16 protein-coding genes are annotated in these 17090 nt (G+C 36.0%); 11 read left to right on the top strand and 5 right to left on the bottom strand.

From position 1 onward, the window contains the following. Positions 1 to 4: 4 nt before the first annotated feature. The 3 genes from ytxJ to ACU8DI_RS04935 are packed head-to-tail and all read right to left on the bottom strand — an operon-like array spanning position 5 to position 2892. On the bottom strand, positions 5 to 388 hold the full coding sequence (ytxJ, locus tag ACU8DI_RS04945) for a bacillithiol system redox-active protein YtxJ (protein WP_447111643.1): 384 nt from the start codon (positions 386 to 388) through the stop codon (positions 5 to 7). Between the two features lie 59 nt (positions 389 to 447). Continuing rightward, positions 448 to 1449, bottom strand: a complete 1002-nt coding sequence (locus ACU8DI_RS04940) for a hypothetical protein (RefSeq protein WP_447111642.1) — start codon at positions 1447 to 1449, stop codon at positions 448 to 450. Then, the gene (locus tag ACU8DI_RS04935; RefSeq protein WP_447111641.1) at positions 1450 to 2892 is read right to left on the bottom strand and encodes an MBOAT family O-acyltransferase; all 1443 of its coding nucleotides are present in this window, start codon (positions 2890 to 2892) and stop codon (positions 1450 to 1452) included. A 192-nt stretch (positions 2893 to 3084) separates the two neighbouring features. Here ACU8DI_RS04935 and clpB point away from each other — a divergent pair, with 192 nt between their 5' ends. From clpB to ACU8DI_RS04920, 3 genes are all read left to right on the top strand, one after another. Next, positions 3085 to 5694, top strand: a complete 2610-nt coding sequence (gene clpB, locus ACU8DI_RS04930) for an ATP-dependent chaperone ClpB (protein WP_447111640.1) — start codon at positions 3085 to 3087, stop codon at positions 5692 to 5694. A 453-nt stretch (positions 5695 to 6147) separates the two neighbouring features. Then, complete coding sequence (gene deoC, locus ACU8DI_RS04925) at positions 6148 to 6810, top strand: deoxyribose-phosphate aldolase (RefSeq protein ID WP_447111639.1); 663 nt, start codon at positions 6148 to 6150, stop codon at positions 6808 to 6810. A gap of 77 nt (positions 6811 to 6887) precedes the next feature. Next, complete coding sequence (locus tag ACU8DI_RS04920) at positions 6888 to 7400, top strand: SixA phosphatase family protein (RefSeq protein WP_447111638.1); 513 nt, start codon at positions 6888 to 6890, stop codon at positions 7398 to 7400. On the opposite strand, the gene ACU8DI_RS04915 is transcribed toward ACU8DI_RS04920, so the two are convergent. Then, on the bottom strand, positions 7393 to 8139 hold the full coding sequence (locus ACU8DI_RS04915) for a DUF6503 family protein (RefSeq protein ID WP_447111637.1): 747 nt from the start codon (positions 8137 to 8139) through the stop codon (positions 7393 to 7395). The two genes, ACU8DI_RS04920 and ACU8DI_RS04915, sit on opposite strands and share 8 nt — an antisense overlap. An 83-nt stretch (positions 8140 to 8222) precedes the next feature. Between ACU8DI_RS04915 and smpB the strand changes: the two genes are divergently transcribed. The 3 genes from smpB (at position 8223) to ACU8DI_RS04900 (ending at position 11792) form a co-directional block, all read left to right on the top strand. Next, a complete protein-coding gene (smpB, locus tag ACU8DI_RS04910) occupies positions 8223 to 8681 on the top strand; it encodes an SsrA-binding protein SmpB (protein WP_447111636.1) in 459 nt (152 codons plus the stop codon). 113 nt (positions 8682 to 8794) lie between these two features. Further along, the gene (locus tag ACU8DI_RS04905) at positions 8795 to 11263 is read left to right on the top strand and encodes a DUF5686 and carboxypeptidase regulatory-like domain-containing protein (RefSeq protein ID WP_447111635.1); all 2469 of its coding nucleotides are present in this window, start codon (positions 8795 to 8797) and stop codon (positions 11261 to 11263) included. A 10-nt stretch (positions 11264 to 11273) separates the two neighbouring features. Continuing rightward, a complete protein-coding gene (locus ACU8DI_RS04900; RefSeq protein WP_447111634.1) occupies positions 11274 to 11792 on the top strand; it encodes a hypothetical protein in 519 nt (172 codons plus the stop codon). On the opposite strand, the gene ACU8DI_RS04895 is transcribed toward ACU8DI_RS04900, so the two are convergent. Further along, the gene (locus ACU8DI_RS04895; protein ID WP_447111633.1) at positions 11789 to 12430 is read right to left on the bottom strand and encodes a protein-L-isoaspartate(D-aspartate) O-methyltransferase; all 642 of its coding nucleotides are present in this window, start codon (positions 12428 to 12430) and stop codon (positions 11789 to 11791) included. The two genes, ACU8DI_RS04900 and ACU8DI_RS04895, sit on opposite strands and share 4 nt — an antisense overlap. A 160-nt stretch (positions 12431 to 12590) precedes the next feature. Between ACU8DI_RS04895 and ACU8DI_RS04890 the strand changes: the two genes are divergently transcribed. The 5 genes from ACU8DI_RS04890 to ACU8DI_RS04870 are packed head-to-tail and all read left to right on the top strand — an operon-like array spanning position 12591 to position 17078. Next, entirely contained in the window at positions 12591 to 13550 is a 960-nt protein-coding gene (locus tag ACU8DI_RS04890; RefSeq protein WP_447111632.1) for a Gfo/Idh/MocA family protein, read from the top strand. A gap of 27 nt (positions 13551 to 13577) precedes the next feature. Further along, positions 13578 to 14468, top strand: a complete 891-nt coding sequence (locus ACU8DI_RS04885) for a 3-hydroxybutyryl-CoA dehydrogenase (RefSeq protein WP_447111631.1) — start codon at positions 13578 to 13580, stop codon at positions 14466 to 14468. A gap of 9 nt (positions 14469 to 14477) precedes the next feature. Continuing rightward, positions 14478 to 15104, top strand: coding sequence for a hypothetical protein (locus ACU8DI_RS04880; RefSeq protein WP_447111630.1), 627 nt, complete (start codon positions 14478 to 14480; stop codon positions 15102 to 15104). Between the two features lie 19 nt (positions 15105 to 15123). Then, positions 15124 to 16362 carry a DUF1015 domain-containing protein gene (locus tag ACU8DI_RS04875; RefSeq protein WP_447111629.1) on the top strand — a complete coding sequence of 413 codons (1239 nt, stop codon included), beginning with the start codon at positions 15124 to 15126 and terminating at the stop codon, positions 16360 to 16362. Between the two features lie 50 nt (positions 16363 to 16412). Further along, positions 16413 to 17078 (top strand): YggS family pyridoxal phosphate-dependent enzyme, encoded by a 666-nt coding sequence (locus tag ACU8DI_RS04870; protein WP_447111628.1) that lies wholly within the window; start codon positions 16413 to 16415, stop codon positions 17076 to 17078. Positions 17079 to 17090 lie beyond the last annotated feature (12 nt).

Genomic DNA, 17090 nt, shown 5'->3' with positions numbered 1-17090 from the left:
ATTTTTAAATAAAACGCTCTAAATCTAAATCATTGATCGCACCATGCGACGCATGGGCTACCGTAATACCGTTTTTAATAATGATTAATTGTGGTGATTGATGCAGCACTTGAAACTTATAGCCAACTTCATCAGAAACGTTTCTGTAGCTCAACAAATCAAGATAATATAGATCAGCTTCAGTATCTAAGTTGTAAGACCTCACAAATTGCTTCATCACCATACTGCTAATGCCACAACGGGTAGAATGTTTAAAAATAAGTTGTGTTTTGGTTTTAGATTGTTCTTCTATCGCATTGAGCTGCTCTAGGTCTGTTAGAGCTTGCCATGGCAATACCTTCTCTTCCTTGGGCTCCGAAGTCCCGAATATCTGTTTAAAAAATCCCATAGGTGATACGTTCTGAAATTAAGTCGTCAATATTTTTTAACCTTACAAGCGATTGCGCTCTACTGGTCATTTTCTCGTTGCATGCTAGCAAAGATATAATTTGCAATGCGCTTTGCAATCACATCATGGGCTTTTTCATTAGGATGGCCATCATATCTCGATATGAGAAAGTCATTGCCCTCTCCCTCAGGGAAATCAGAAGCACCATTCATATAAGTTAGTTGTTGCTTTGATGCCGAATACGTCATAAAAGCATCATTTATTTCATTAAACAATTCTGGGCGTTCTAGTAAATTGAACTCAGGCATTTGATACAAAATAAACTCTGACGTATTCTCTTCACAAATCTGCGCAACGTCATCAAAGAGCTGCGTAGTTGTTATCCAGTTTTTATTGGTCTCTTTATAACCTTCAGTAGTAAGAAAATAAAAATCACCAAAAGGCATCACAATACCTTGCAACTTCAGTTCCTTTTGAAGATTCGTAGACAGGTATCTAGCGAGTTCAGATTTTGAATACAAATTTTTCACAAAAGCTTTAGCATTGGTTCGACTCGTTTTCTTGGCTCTTTTGGGCGGATTTTTTGTTGTCGAATCAGTGGTTCCAATTCCCTGTGATGTCTCAAATCCACCTAAAATATCATTAAAATTATAAGCCCAAAAAACGACGTGTGGCTTAAAACGCGCTTCATAATACTTAAATGAGTTATAATTATCAATGGTATTATTACTAGGCCTTGAAATATCCAATACTTGAAGCGTTTTCCCATTCAAATTAAAATCGCTTAAGTGCTGTATCAAACGTTTCGAAAATTTGCGGGTTTCTGGTATACCAGCGCCATGAATATAGGAATCACCAATCACCATAATTCGCAATTGTTGTGCATCTAATTCGAAAGTATCATCATCCAGACGTTTTTTCAAGGCTGAATCTTCCGTTTTTATAGCGATTTCAACTGGAGCATGATTCAAGAGATCGTAAGCTTTATTAAAACGAATAAGCAACTCTCCTACTACGAGAAACATGACAATAGTTAATATGGCTGATCCTTTTTTTCGCATCTAAAACTGAAAATAAATAAATTCAACTTCTTGGTTGGCATTCCAAACCACAATACTCCAAAACACGAAGCTTACCAGCAACTTATCCGAAAATTTTAACCACCAATGATTGGTAGGCGCATATTCCAGTCCGTAAGCCCTATGTCTATGAAACCATTCAATCATCATAAAAACAGCAATTAATACAAGTAATCCTAAAGGTAAAACTTCTGGTATAGACCAGATGGAATACGAACAAATTTCAAGGAGTATAGACATGGCATGCGTGAGGTTATCAGCTCTAAAAAACACCCATGCTAAGACGGTTAAACTAAAGGTTATCAAAACACCAAAGAGCTCTCTAAAATTTGGAAAATATCGGCCTTCAGCAATGGTATCTGTATATTTCCTATTACGTTGGCGCAATAACAACGGTAAAAAATATAAGGCGTTTAGAGCTCCCCAAATAATGAACGTCCAATTGGCGCCATGCCAAAATCCGCTTACAATAAATATTAAAAATACGTTTCTAATGACTTTCGATTGTTTTCCACGACTGCCTCCAAGAGGGATGTATAAATAATCTCTAAACCAGGTAGATAACGATATGTGCCAGCGTCTCCAAAACTCTGCAATATCTCTTGAAAAATAAGGAAAATTGAAGTTCTTCATCAAATCAAATCCAAACAATCTTGCCGTACCAATAGCGATATCGGAGTAGCCTGAAAAATCACCATAAATCTGAAATGCAAAAAGCAAGGCACCTAAAAACAAGGTGCTTCCAGAATATTCTGAAGAATCGCCAAAAATTTGATTCACATAAATGGCACAATTATCAGCAATGACCATTTTTTTAAAAAATCCCCAAAGCATTTGTCGCAAACCATCCATAGCTTTTGCTTTATTAAATACCCTAGTCACATAAAATTGCGGCAACAAATTTTTGGCGCGTTCAATAGGTCCAGCTACCAGCTGAGGAAAAAAACTAACAAAGGCCGAAAAGGCTATAAAATCACGAGTCGCATCCAATTGTTTTCTGTAAATATCTATGGTGTAGCTAAGTGTTTGAAATGTATAAAAGCTAATACCTACTGGTAATATGATGGACACCGATTGTATGGAAATATCTGAACCAAAAAAGGAAAAGGCACCAACAAAATTGTCAAGAAAGAAATTGAAATATTTGAAAAATGCTAGAATTCCGAGGTTAACGAAAACACTCAGCAGCAGCAGCAGCTTTCTTTTTCTAGCGTTTTCAGTAGACATCATAAAGCGACCAATACTGTAATCAACAACGGTACTGAAGAGTATCAGACTGAGAAATCGCCAATCCCACCAACCATAGAATACGTAACTTGCTAGAAATATTAATACGTTTTGTGCCTTTAAATCTTTTTTGAGCAACCAATACAGCAAAAAAACTATCGGCAGGAAAATCGCAAAATCAATGGAATTAAACAGCATCTTTGTTTACGCTAGTTTTGGAGTACATTTAGGCCCCAATTCTGAACACATTTCAAATACATCGACTGACGAAAAGTCACGCTATCACACACTAAATCGGTCATTTTGTCGTTTTATATTCGCGTTTTACAATTGGTAGGGTTATTGTCATATGATTGGCGTAAAATACTAATAAAATAATACTTAAGATATATGAACTTTAATAATTATACCATAAAATCCCAAGAAGCGATACAGCAGGCACAGCAGCTTGCTCAAAGCTTAGGGCATCAACAAATAGAAAATGAGCATATTTTTAAAGCCATTTCCGAAGTTGATGAAAATGTGCTGCCATTTGTTCTTAAGAAGCTGAACGTTAATATGGATGTCCTCAAATTGGCATTGGATAAACAATTGGAGAGTTTCTCAAAAGTAACAGGTGCAGATCTCATGATCTCGCGAGAAGCCAGTAAAACGTTGAACGAGGCTTCTATAATTGCGAAAAAAATGAACGATGATTTTGTGTCTGTTGAACACTTACTACTAGCCATTTTTAAATCTAATAGTAAAATTGCACAGATGCTCAAAGACCAAGGTGTCACAGAGAAAGGTTTGAATGCGGCTATTGAAGAACTCCGCAAAGGCGATCGTGTGACCTCCCAAAGTCAAGAGGAGACCTATAATTCATTGAATAAATACGCTAAGAACCTTAATCAATTAGCAAAAGACGGGAAGTTAGATCCTGTGATTGGTCGTGATGAGGAAATCAGAAGAATCCTTCAAATTTTATCACGTCGTACGAAAAACAACCCGATCCTTGTTGGTGAGCCAGGAACTGGTAAAACCGCTATTGCCGAAGGCTTAGCGCATCGAATTGTTGATGGTGATGTGCCTGAGAATCTTGTCGACAAACAAATTTATGCCTTAGATATGGGTGCCTTAATTGCTGGTGCTAAATTTAAAGGAGAGTTTGAAGAGCGCTTAAAGGCCGTTATCAAGGAAGTGACTACAAGTGAAGGTGATATTGTCTTATTTATCGATGAAATTCATACGCTTGTTGGCGCAGGTGGCGGACAAGGAGCTATGGATGCTGCAAATATCCTAAAACCTGCTTTAGCTCGAGGAGAACTGCGTGCCATTGGTGCCACCACACTAGATGAATACCAAAAGTATTTTGAAAAAGATAAAGCCTTGGAACGTCGTTTCCAAAAGGTTATGGTGGATGAACCAGACACTGAAAGTGCTATTTCAATCCTACGTGGTATCAAAGAAAAGTATGAAACACATCACAAGGTAAGAATTAAGGATGAGGCCATTATTGGTGCTGTTGAGCTTTCGGAACGCTATATAACGAACCGATTTTTACCTGATAAGGCGATTGATTTGATGGATGAAGCCGCATCAAAATTACGTATGGAGATCAACTCCAAGCCTGAAGAATTAGATGTTTTGGATCGTAAAATCATGCAGTTGGAAATTGAAATTGAAGCCATAAAGCGTGAAAAAGATGAAACCAAACTGAAGGCATTACGTGCAGATTTGGCGAATCTGAAAGAAGAGCGTAACGATATTAATGCGAAATGGAAAAGTGAGAAAGAAGTCGTTGACAATATTCAGACCACAAAATCAAATATTGAAGCGTATAAATTAGAGGCTGAAAAAGCAGAACGCGAAGGTGATTATGGGAAAGTGGCTGAAATACGCTACGGAAAAATCAAGGAAGCCCAAGAACAACTGGAAAAACTTCAGAAAGATTTGCAAGAAAACCAAAGTGAAAGCTCCTTGATAAAAGAAGAAGTAACTTATGATGATATTGCTGAAGTAGTTGCTAAATGGACCGGTATACCAGTCACGAAAATGCTTCAAAGTGAAAGAGACAAATTGCTAAAACTTGAAGATGAATTACACAAGCGTGTGGTTGGTCAAGAAGAAGCGATTACGGCTGTAAGTGATGCCGTGAGACGCTCAAGAGCTGGCCTTCAAAACCCACAAAAACCCGTAGGAACTTTCTTGTTTTTAGGAACCACTGGTGTAGGTAAAACTGAATTGGCAAAAGCTTTAGCAGAATATCTCTTTGATGATGAAAATGCCATGACACGAATTGATATGAGTGAATATCAAGAACGTCACAGCGTGAGCCGTTTGGTAGGTGCACCTCCTGGATATGTTGGCTATGATGAAGGCGGACAATTAACTGAAGCTGTAAGACGCAAGCCTTACTCTGTAGTCTTGCTTGATGAAATTGAAAAAGCCCATCCAGATACCTTTAACATTTTATTGCAAGTTTTAGATGAAGGACGATTAACAGATAATAAAGGGCGTGTTGCCGATTTTAAAAATACGATCATAATTATGACCTCCAATATGGGAAGTCAGATCATTCAAGAACGTTTTGAAGCTACCAAAGATGTTGAATCAGCCATGGAAGCGGCAAAAGTAGACGTCTTGGCACTTTTGAAACAAAGTGTGCGACCTGAGTTCTTAAATCGTATCGATGACACGATCATGTTTACGCCTTTAACACAGAATGACATTAAGATGATTGTTGGTTTACAATTAAAAGGTGTTCAAAAAATGATTGCGAAGCAAGGTATCACATTTGATGCGACACCTGAAGCTATTGATTATTTAGCACGTAAAGGCTACAATCCGGAATATGGAGCTAGACCAGTGAAACGTGTCATTCAAAAAGAAGTTTTAAATGCCTTGAGTAAAGAAATTCTCTCAGGCAACGTAACGACAGATAGCATCATATTGTTAGATGCCTTTGACGACCAATTAGTGTTTCGAAATGAAGCCAGTATTGTCGCTGAAGAAATTTAAAAGGAGCTGTAACAAATGGCTTCGATAAGAGTCTTTTAAGTGGTTGGTTAGTTGAAAAGCAATGCGAGTTTTAGCAATAAAATGAGCGTTGCTTTTCTTTTAGTTGTCAGTCAAATTATCGTCCGTTGTTTTAAAGTATATTGCATCTACAAACGGTCATTACAAGTTAATTTCTTATCAAAGTCTGCACTGAAGTAAGGAACCGACACCTTCATCTAGAATCACTATAAATAGCAAGTTTAAAAACTAGATAAAACCTTAAAATTGAGGATTTTTTGTTAAAAAACTGTTTACAACTTACTCTATAGACAATAAAAGTTTCATAATTAAGATTATGATAATACGAATTAATTAGTAACTTTGAATTGCTATTAATTCCCAAATTTACATTAGTTAAAAGCAAGCTAATTCTTCTTCAAATCAAGAATTAGTGCATAATAGACCTACTTTCATATGAATATTAACTCATATATTGACCACACACTTTTAAGTGTTAATGCCACAGAGCGTGACATTATAGACCATTGCAACGAAGCCAAGAAATACAAGTTCTACTCTGTTTGCATCAACAGTTGTTATGTCCCTTTAGCCAAACAATTACTCAAAGATTCTAAAGTAAAAATTTGTACTGTTGTCGGGTTTCCTTTGGGTGCAACTTCAACGGAAACAAAAGTTTTCGAAGCCAAACAAGCCATAGACGATGGTGCTGATGAAATCGATATGGTGATGAATATTGGTGTTTTTAAAAGCAAAAACTATGTGGAAGTTTTTAAAGATATCAAAGATGTTAAAACAGCTATTGGAAAAACCCCTTTAAAAGTCATTATAGAAATTAGTGAACTCTCAAAAAATGGTATTGTAAAAGCTTCAGAAATCTGTATAGACGCAAAAGTTGATTTTGTAAAGACCTCTACTGGTTTTACTAAAAGTGGCGCCACGCTAACTGCTGCGAAAATTATTAGAAAAACGGTTCGAGATAATTGTAAGATTAAAGTCTCTGGAGGTATTGGCGATTATGAAACAGCAAGAAAATATATTGATATTGGTGTGGAGCGCATAGGTACGTCTAAAGGTGTCAACATTGCCAACGGCGAATTATCCGATGCCGACTATTAGTGATCACTATTTAACCGTCATTTGTAAATTTTAAATTGAGAGTAGCTATATTTGAAACTCATTAAACAGTTACGCTCATGAAATCACTTATCGCATTTTTACTAGTTCTAACGTTCGGACTATCGTCTTACGCCCAAGACACAAGTACGCAACAAACAGAAACGACTTATTATCTTATCCGTCATGCAGAAAAAGATCAAAGTGATAAGACTAACAGAAATCCAAATCTTACAGATGAAGGAAAAGCAAGAGCGATTCGTTGGAGTACTATTCTGCAGCATATAGAATTTGATGCCATATATTCCACCAATTATAATCGTACACAACAAACAGCACAACCTACAGCCGAGAAAAATAATCTGACGGTTCTATCTTATGATCCAAGGAATTTATATTCAGAGGATTTCGCTGAAGCAACCTTTGGGAAGACCGTTTTAATTGTTGGTCATAGCAATACAACTCCTGCTTTTGTAAATGCTATTATCGGACAAAAATTATACGAGGATATTGACGAAAGCAACAATGGGAATCTTTACATCGTCACGATTTTAGATGGCAAAATATCGCATCAGGTACTAACCATCAATTAAAAGATACTTGGATATCTTCTAAAGCAATATTTGAAAGCAGTTCTAACTTGTTATTCGAAAACAACTGAGGTAATTCAGTAAGACCAACCCTTGGGTCTTTCGGTTTATAATTGTCATAATCTACAAAACGAATGCCTGTTATATAGCGTTCATTTTTGGCTTTTCGAAAACGTAATCCTTGACCATCTGCTTCGTTATACGAATACGCCAAATACGTCACTTTATAAGTCTCCTTATCAATCCAGTACATAAACACATCTTCGAAATCTTCGCCACCACCTTCTTCAGAAAATGTCACTTGAATACTGTAGAAAACGTCGTTGTCAATCGTTGTATCAGGTAATAGTTTCAAATTCACAGCGGCATCGTTTAAGCCATATGGCAGCACCGAAAAATAATGAACAGAATTAACGGAAGCCGAATACCTCGGAATCATGGAGTCTGCTACTATCATTTCCTTAGAATCTAAAAAGCGTTTAAAGCCTTCATTTGACAAAACATCTCTTACAGTGGTGACCGAATCCTTAGATGTCCGTTCCAATTTAAATTGCCCTTGGTTGCGTATAGCTTTATAACGTTTATCTCTAAAACTAAATGAAATTGTTGATGTATCTACGATATGACCTCCTGCAACGGCAATAGCACGATCTACGATAGCTTCAGCAGAACTAGTTTCGGTTTTAGAATCGACACAGCTCCATAGAAAAACCGCCGTAAGAAGTATTAAAATCTGTTTCATGTTTAGAACATTTCAGTCATAAGTCGGAAAACTAATGACTTCATTTCATACAAAACTATTAAAATTATTTACCTTTGTCTATCATGCAAAAAACGGTAAACATAAAGAATAAAAAGGCGAAGTTCGAGTACGAAATCTTAGATACGTACACCGCTGGCATTGTATTGACTGGTACCGAAATTAAATCTATTAGAGATAGCAAGGCATCGATTGCAGAAAGCTTTTGTGAATTTAATGATCGAGGTGAATTATTTGTCATCAACATGACCATCCAAGAATATGTTTATGGCAATTACTACAACCATAAACCAAAGGCGCAACGCAAATTATTGCTTAATAAACGAGAGCTTAAAAAACTAGAAAAGGAAGTCAATATTAAAGGAAACGCTATCGTTCCATTGCGCTTATTTATCAATGATAGAGGCTTGGCAAAAGTAGAAATAGCCTTAGGAAAAGGTAAAAAACTCTATGACAAGCGTGATTCTATCAAGGATCGAGACAACAAACGAAACTTGGATCGTATTAAGAAAATTTATAGGTAATTTGTGATTGTTTAACAATTCTGAAGGTGATTAATCATTATGTTTGAACCATCCAGGCAACCATTTCATAGAAAATGACGTCTGTATGAATATAACCATCAATCACGATACTTATGACCTTAACATTACGCTTTTGCATTTTTGCGCTTTTCATTAGTTTTCAAAGTTTTTCTCAAATTGTAGGAACCGTTACAGGTAGTAACGATCAACCACTAGCATTCGTCAACATCTTTATTGAAAACACCTATAAAGGAACCACTAGTAACGAAGATGGTTATTATGAACTGAATATCACGAATCCAGACACCTATACCGTCGTTTTTCAGTATTTAGGCTATAAAACCGTAAAAAAAGAAGTAGACATCTCATCCTTTCCGTTTACTCTGGATGCCACACTCATAGATGAGGAAATATCACTGAATGAAGTGGTTATTAATTCAGAAGAAAATCCTGCTAACATTATTATTCGGAAGGCCATTGCACAAAGAGAGATCAATCTGAATAAAATTAAAAGCTATGCAGCCGATTTCTATTCTCGCGGACTCATACGAATTAAGGATGCTCCTGAAACATTTATGGGACAAGACATGGGCGATCTTGGTGGCGGCTTAGACTCTACGCGCAGTGGTGTGATATATTTATCCGAAACTATTTCAAAATTGCAGTTTCTAAGACCTAATAAACTCAAGGAAAAAATCATAGCTTCGAAAGTGAGTGGCAATGACAATGGCTTCAGTTTTAATACCGCAATAGATGTGGAGTTTGAGCTTTATGACAATACCATCACTTTGGGGAATAAAATTGTCTCTCCCATCGCAAATAATGCCTTTGGATACTATCGTTATCAACTAGAAGGTGTATTTTATGATGATCGCGGAAATTTGATAAACAAAATAAAAGTAACACCGAGACGAGAAAACGACCCTGTGTTTGAAGGATTGATTTATATTGTTGAGGATCAATGGACCATTTATGCTGCGGAACTCGATATTACTGGGACTCAAGCACGCATTCCTGCAGTGGATAAAATTACCGTTACCCAAAATTTTTCCTATTCAGAAAAAGACGCTATTTGGGCTAAAATCTCACAGAATATAGATTTTAAATACGGTATTTTTGGCATAAAAGGTGACGGTCGTTTTACAGCTGTGTACAGTAATTATGAATTCAACTTAGGTCTGACAAGAAAAGATTTTAATCGTGAGATTGTGTCATTTGAAGCAGAAGCCAATAAAAAAGATTCTCTATTTTGGAAAAGCTTAAGACCTGTTCCCCTAACGGAAGAAGAAATAACCGATTACATTAAAAAAGACAGTATACAGGTTGTTCGAGAATCAAAAACTTACAAAGATTCTGTCGATTCCGTAAAAAATAAATTGAAACTAGGAGATATATTAGGTGGTTATACTTACAATAATTCTTATGAAAAATGGAGCGCAGGTATCTCCTCTCCTATTGAAGCTATCAGTTTTAATACCGTTCAAGGTTGGAATGCTGATATAGGCGTGTTCTACCGAAAATATTACGATGAGTACCAACGGTATTTCTCGATTAACGGAAACATCAATTATGGCTTCAGTGATGATCGCTTAAGAGGAACCGTTTCGGCTACTTACAAATTTAATAATATCTCTAGACCCTACTTGACCCTTTCAGGTGGTGTGACCACACAGCAATTTAATGGCAGTGAACCTATCTCAAAAAGTTTCAATACCGGATTTTCATTGTTTTCTGAACAAAACTTTATGAAAATCTATGAAAACAGCTATGTTTTAGCATCTTACTCCAATGAATTGTTCAACGGATTTCGAATAAATACAAGTCTTAGTTATCAACGACGAAAAGCCTTATTCAATACCACAGATCAAGCGTGGTACCCTAAGGCAGATCGCGAATATACTAGTAACAATCCGCTGGATGAAACCGCGTATGGCATCGCTCCTTTCGCAACGCACAATATCATGAAGTTCAACCTGAGTGCCCAGATCAATTTTGCTCAGAACTATTTGAGTCATCCCGATGGTAAAATTAATGTACAAAGCTCTAAATATCCCACGTTGCGAATTGGCTATGAAAAAGGGTTCTCCTCCTCTGTTGATGGCTATGACTTTGACCAGATAAAATTCAGATTATCTCAAGGCTTGAATGTATCAAGTATGGGACGTTTTAATTATAACCTGAAAGCTGGAAAGTTTTTCGGTGGCGATGATATTGCATTTGTCGACTATCAGCATTTTAACGGGAACCAAACTAATTTTGGCCAAGGTACATATCTAGATGTTTTTAATAATTTACCTTATTATGCACTAAGCACTAATGACGCGTATTTGGAGATGCATGCCGAACATGATTTTAATGGTTTTATATTGGGCAGAGTGCCGCTTTTGAAAAAACTTAATTTTAATTTAGTGCTTGGCGCTCATGCCTTGTCGACACCAAACACGAATCCTTATCAAGAGTATTCCGTAGGTCTCGACAATATTGGTTGGGGAAAATTTAGATTTTTACGATTAGATTACGTACGTTCGTATCAAAGTGGATTTCAAAGTGATGCCATTATTTTTGGCCTGAAATTTTTCTAAACTCATAATTATGAAACGTCTCATTTTTTTATTCGTATTATCCAGTACCACATTGTTCGCCCAACAAGAAGTAGACTACTCATCGCATGTAACGACGCTAGACAGCACTTTGGAATCACTGTACTCGGTGATTTCAGGAGAAAAAGGTGAAGCACGCGATTGGGATTTGTTCCGTTATTTATTTCATAAAGACGCCAAGCTTATCCCAACTAGCAAAACGAAAGACGGTAAATTTGATGCGAGTTTTATAACTCCTGATGGTTATATAGAACGCGCTGGAACATGGTTAGTAGAGAATGGTTTTCATGAAGTTGAAATTCATCGAAGTACACAAACTTTCGGAAATATAGCTCAGGTATTCAGCACCTATGAATCTTACAGAAGTAAAAGCGACTCAGAACCCTTCATGAGAGGTATTAATAGCATTCAATTATTACATGATGGTCATCGCTGGTGGATTGTCAATATTTATTGGCAACAGGAAACTGAGGATCATCCTATTCCTGAAGCCTATTTACCAAAACACTAGTTTTTATCTTCTAATAACGGTACAAATCGAAATTCTCCAAACTCGTGTTGTTCAAAGTCTTTGGGACCTTTTCTGACGATCAAAGTCATGACCTGAACATCATCACCTACAGGAATGACTAATCGTCCGCCTATTTTTAATTGACTCAATAGTGGCTTTGGAACAAATGGTGCTCCAGCAGTGACAATAATACTATCAAAAGGCGCTTCACTTTCCATGCCAATATAACCATCTCCAAACACCAACTTCTTCGGCCTATACCCTATTTTAGGTAAAAACTGACTGGTTTTTTTATACAATTCATGCTGACGTTCAATACTGTAAACCTTTGCTCCCATGACACATAACACGGCTGTTTGGTAGCCACTACCCGTCCCAATTTCTAAAATTTTATGACCAGGCTTTACCTGAAGTAATTCTGTTTGAAATGCCACGGTATAAGGTTGTGAAATAGTTTGATCTGCCGCAATCGGGAACGCTTTATCTTGATAGGCATGATCCAGAAAACCTGAATCCATAAAAAGATGTCTAGGAATTCTTCCAATGGCCTCAATAACCTTTGGGTCAGTTATCCCTTTATTTTTGATGACCTCAACGAGTTTCTGCCGTAGTCCTTGATGTTTAAGCGTGTCTTTCAAAGTTGATAAGTTAGGTTCTCTATGCTAAAATAATGCAAACATTTTTATACTAAAAATTAAACTGAAGGGATTTATTAACCATATCAATTTCCACATTATTTATCGTAAATTTCATCATAAAAACTACGAAAAATCTTATTTTTGTTGAAAACGTAAAACAATGCTAAAAGCTGGTGTTCTTGGTGCTGGTCACCTCGGTAAAATTCATTTAAGACTTCTTAATCAATCTGAAAAATATGACCTCATTGGTTTTTATGATGCAGATGAAACCAACGCAAAAAAAGTTGAAGAAGAATTTGGTTATAAGTACTTTAATTCCATTGAAGCCTTAATAGATGCTGTTGATATGGTCGATATTGTGACACCAACCTTATCACATTACGATTGTGCTAAAAAAGCCATTTCTAAGGGCAAGCATATTTTTATCGAAAAGCCTATCACAAATACCGTTGAAGAAGCAGAACATATAAGAAGCTTATTGGCAGAGCATGATATTCGTGGTCAAGTAGGCCATGTTGAACGCTTCAATCCTGCATTTATCGCCATTAAAGATCAGGTCAAAAACCCGATGTTTATAGAAACACATCGTCTTGCGGAATTCAATCCGCGAGGAACAGATGTACCTGTGGTATTGGATTTAATGATTCACGATATAGATATCATTTTGAGTGTAGTTCCTTCCAAGGTTAAGCATATTTCAGCAAGTGGTGTTTCAGTAATTAGTGATACACCTGATATTGCGAATGCACGTATTGAATTTGAAAATGGCTGTGTGGCGAATTTAACAGCCAGTCGTATATCTCTTAAAAACATGCGTAAAACGCGATTTTTTCAAAAGGATGCCTATATTTCAGTGGACTTCCTTGAAAAGAAATGTGAAGTAGTCAAGATGAAAGATGCACCTGAACATCCAGGAGATTTCGATATGATTCTCCAAAATGCCGAAGGCGTTAAAAAACAAATATATTTTGACAATCCTGAAATCTCTAACAACAATGCCATTTTAGATGAATTGGAAACCTTTGCGGATGCTATCAATAATAACACAACACCAATCGTTACACTGCATGACGGCACCGAAGCTCTGAGAGTCGCCACCATGATTATCGATTGTTTTTAATAACGAATAAATAAAGCGTATAAATAAATGAAAAATGTAGCAGTTATAGGTGCAGGTACAATGGGAAATGGAATTGCCCATACATTTGCACAATCTGGATTTAAAGTACAATTAATAGATATAAGCGAAGCATCGCTCAAAAAAGGTATGGCGACCATTGCAAAGAACTTAGACCGCATGGTGGCCAAAGAAAAAATAACCGAAGCCGACAAAGAATCCACTTTAAATAATATTACCACCTTCACAAATTTAAATGAAGGTGTTGAATATGCTAGTTTGGTAGTAGAAGCAGCGACTGAAAATATCGATTTAAAACTCAATATATTTAAACAATTAGATGAAGCTTGTCCGGAAGACACTATTTTAGCGACCAATACCTCATCTATTTCTATTACACAAATTGCGGCTGTCACCTCTCGTCCTGAAATGGTTATTGGTATGCATTTTATGAATCCAGTGCCGATTATGAAGTTGGTTGAAATTATACGTGGATATAATACCAGTGATGAGGTCACCAAGAACATTATGGAATTGTCTAAAACCCTTGGTAAAATTCCAACCGAAGTTAACGATTACCCAGGTTTTGTAGCGAACCGCATCCTAATGCCGATGCTCAATGAATCTATCGAAACATTATATAATGGTGTTGCTGGTGTGGAAGAAATTGATACCGTGATGAAATTGGGAATGGCACATCCAATGGGACCTCTGCAACTAGCAGACTTTATTGGGTTAGATGTCTGTCTTTCTATTTTGAATGTGATGTACAACGGCTTTAATAATCCTAAATATGCGCCTTGCCCATTGTTAGTGAACATGGTAAGAGCTGGAAAATTAGGTGTTAAGTCTGGTGAAGGCTTCTATGACTATTCTGAAAGCAGAAAAGCAGAACATGTGGCGAAGCAGTTTTTAAAATAATTTCTAAAAATGATAATTTTCAATGTACTAGAATATGACTGGAAAGATTTGGAGGTTATAGTTTCAATTCTTTCGGATGCATTGTTAATTATATTTGGTTTTTTTGGAGCCATTTGGGCTTACCACACATTTTACACTAACGAAAATAAGGCTGGTTTATCAATTTATTATAAACAGTTATCACATTACAAAATCAAAAAGAATAAATACTTTCTAAATATTTTAATTAATATTAAAAACGTTAGTAACAGAGAATTGAATTTAGTTTTGGATCAAACTTATATTAAGGTGTTTAGGAAATCCAAAAATGGTTTGAAGTTAATCGGATCATTCAAAGGAAGAGATTCTGAAAACTTGAATATAGAAAATGCCAGAATTAGATCGGGTGTTGATTATAATTTCCCTTATTTAATTGACTTACACAAACAAGGAAAATATTTTATTGAATTCTCAGTAAAAACGGATATGGACAAATATAAAAGTACACCATCTATTTTACTCAGTAAAATAAGAAGATTGTCTAATAAAATTCTAAGGGTGATTGTAAAACTTATTTTTTGGAAAAAAATAAAAATTGTTGACAGAGATACTAAGTTCATTAGATGGTATGAAAAAATTTATTATGTTATTGAATAACTTTTTACACATAAATTAATTGGCAAAAATTCTTCCTTTTAAAGCCGTTAGACCAACAAGAGACAAGGTGAGTCTCGTCGCTTCTAGATCTTATCAAACCTATACACAGGCGGAACGAGAAGCGCGATTAGACTATAATCCTTTTTCATTCTTACATATTGTAAATCCAGGTTATAAATACGATAGGGAAATCACAGGAACTGAACGCTATCAACTTGTAAGAAATCGGTATTTAGAATTCAAAGAAGATTCGATTTTTGTTCATGACGAGACAGCTGCCTATTATATTTACAAAATTGTAGATCGCGACTATCAGGAATTTAATGGGATTGTAGCTGCAGCCAGTGCTGAAGACTATGAAAATAACATTATAAAAAGACATGAAGATACGATAGAATATCGCGAAAGAATTTTCAAAGATTATTTAAAAACTGTAGGCTTTAACGCAGAACCTGTACTGCTCACTTATCCTGATAATAACGTAATCTCTGAAATCATTGAAGAGGTGCAGCAAGAACGTGCCGAATTCGAATTTACAACCACGTATCGCGATACACATTACCTTTGGAAATTAGAGGATATTGATCGCATAGCCGTGATTCAAAAGGAGTTTGAAAAATTGCCTACGATTTATATAGCGGATGGACATCATCGCTCTGCATCTTCCTATTTATTATATCAAGATGAGAAAAACCACAACCCGAACCATACTGGCAAAGAGAGTTACAACCATTTTATGTCGTTCTTAATTCCTGAGTCCGAATTGCGAATTCATGAGTTTAATCGACTCATAAAAGATTTAAACGGTCACACAAAGGAGGAGTTTCTCATACAACTGGATACAATTTTCAGAATTGAAAATCGAGGAATAATGCCTTATAAACCCTCTAAAAAACATCATTTCAGCATGTATTTAGATGGTGAGTTTTATTCTCTATATCTGCGGAAAGCCCTCTATAATTTTGAAACGTCATTGGATGCTTTAGATCCACATATTTTATACAAAACTATTTTACATCCTATTCTGGGTATTGAAGATCCAAGAAATGATATCCGCATTGATTATGTCAATGGAAAAAAGGATATTATAAATGTTAAAGATAAAATTGATAACGGTGAGTTTGCCGTTGGGTTTGGTATGGTTCCTGTTGATATTAATGAAATGAAACAAATAGCGGATGACGGTCTAAAAATGCCTCCGAAAAGCACATTTATTGAGCCTAAACTAAGAAGTGGTGTCACGATTTATGAATTTTAAACGGTCATTAAAATATCTATTGCAAAACGAGAACAAAAATTTGAATTGAAATGAGTATTGCAGAAAACTTACATAAGATAAAACAAGAAATTCCAAACCACGTGTCTCTAGTTGCAGTTTCTAAAACCAAACCTATCTCAGATTTGATGGAAGCTTATAAAGCTGGTCAACGGATTTTTGGAGAGAATAAAATCCAAGAAATGACTGATAAGCATGAGCAAATGCCTAAAGACGTTCAATGGCATATGATTGGTCATGTTCAGCGAAATAAAGTGAAATACATGGCAAGTTTTGTGAGTCTTATTCATGGTGTGGACAGCTTAAAACTGCTAAAGGAAGTCAATAAACAAGCTAAAAAACACGACAGAATTATCGATTGCCTGCTTCAAATTAAAATTGCTGAGGAAGACAGTAAATTTGGTATGTCATCACATGATGCAAAAGCATTGTTGACTTCTGAAGCTTTTTCAGAATTAAAACATATTAAAATTACAGGCGTTATGGGTATGGCCACCTTCACGGATGACGAGCAGCAAATCACGCAAGAATTTAAGCGACTAAAAACGGTTTATGAAGATTTAAAAGACATCGCAACCGCGAATTGTCAATTTCAAACTATATCCATGGGTATGAGTGGTGATTATCAAATCGCCATTCAATGTGGAAGTACTATGATTCGCGTTGGAAGTAGTATATTTGGCAGCCGAAATTACTAAACATTTAGAGTT

Source organism: Psychroserpens sp. BH13MA-6 (assembly GCF_052983595.1).
Note: the sequence above shows the minus strand (reverse complement) of the source record. Positions and strands in the feature narration are given on the sequence as shown.

Coding starts and splice junctions, on each gene's coding strand:
- ytxJ (WP_447111643.1), bottom strand. CDS start 388: ATGGGATTTTTTAAACAGATATTCGGGACTTCGGAGCCCAAGGAAGAG.
- ACU8DI_RS04940 (WP_447111642.1), bottom strand. CDS start 1,449: ATGCGAAAAAAAGGATCAGCCATATTAACTATTGTCATGTTTCTCGTA.
- ACU8DI_RS04935 (WP_447111641.1), bottom strand. CDS start 2,892: ATGCTGTTTAATTCCATTGATTTTGCGATTTTCCTGCCGATAGTTTTT.
- clpB (WP_447111640.1), top strand. CDS start 3,085: ATGAACTTTAATAATTATACCATAAAATCCCAAGAAGCGATACAGCAG.
- deoC (WP_447111639.1), top strand. CDS start 6,148: ATGAATATTAACTCATATATTGACCACACACTTTTAAGTGTTAATGCC.
- ACU8DI_RS04920 (WP_447111638.1), top strand. CDS start 6,888: ATGAAATCACTTATCGCATTTTTACTAGTTCTAACGTTCGGACTATCG.
- ACU8DI_RS04915 (WP_447111637.1), bottom strand. CDS start 8,139: ATGAAACAGATTTTAATACTTCTTACGGCGGTTTTTCTATGGAGCTGT.
- smpB (WP_447111636.1), top strand. CDS start 8,223: ATGCAAAAAACGGTAAACATAAAGAATAAAAAGGCGAAGTTCGAGTAC.
- ACU8DI_RS04905 (WP_447111635.1), top strand. CDS start 8,795: ATGACCTTAACATTACGCTTTTGCATTTTTGCGCTTTTCATTAGTTTT.
- ACU8DI_RS04900 (WP_447111634.1), top strand. CDS start 11,274: ATGAAACGTCTCATTTTTTTATTCGTATTATCCAGTACCACATTGTTC.
- ACU8DI_RS04890 (WP_447111632.1), top strand. CDS start 12,591: ATGCTAAAAGCTGGTGTTCTTGGTGCTGGTCACCTCGGTAAAATTCAT.
- ACU8DI_RS04885 (WP_447111631.1), top strand. CDS start 13,578: ATGAAAAATGTAGCAGTTATAGGTGCAGGTACAATGGGAAATGGAATT.
- ACU8DI_RS04880 (WP_447111630.1), top strand. CDS start 14,478: ATGATAATTTTCAATGTACTAGAATATGACTGGAAAGATTTGGAGGTT.
- ACU8DI_RS04870 (WP_447111628.1), top strand. CDS start 16,413: ATGAGTATTGCAGAAAACTTACATAAGATAAAACAAGAAATTCCAAAC.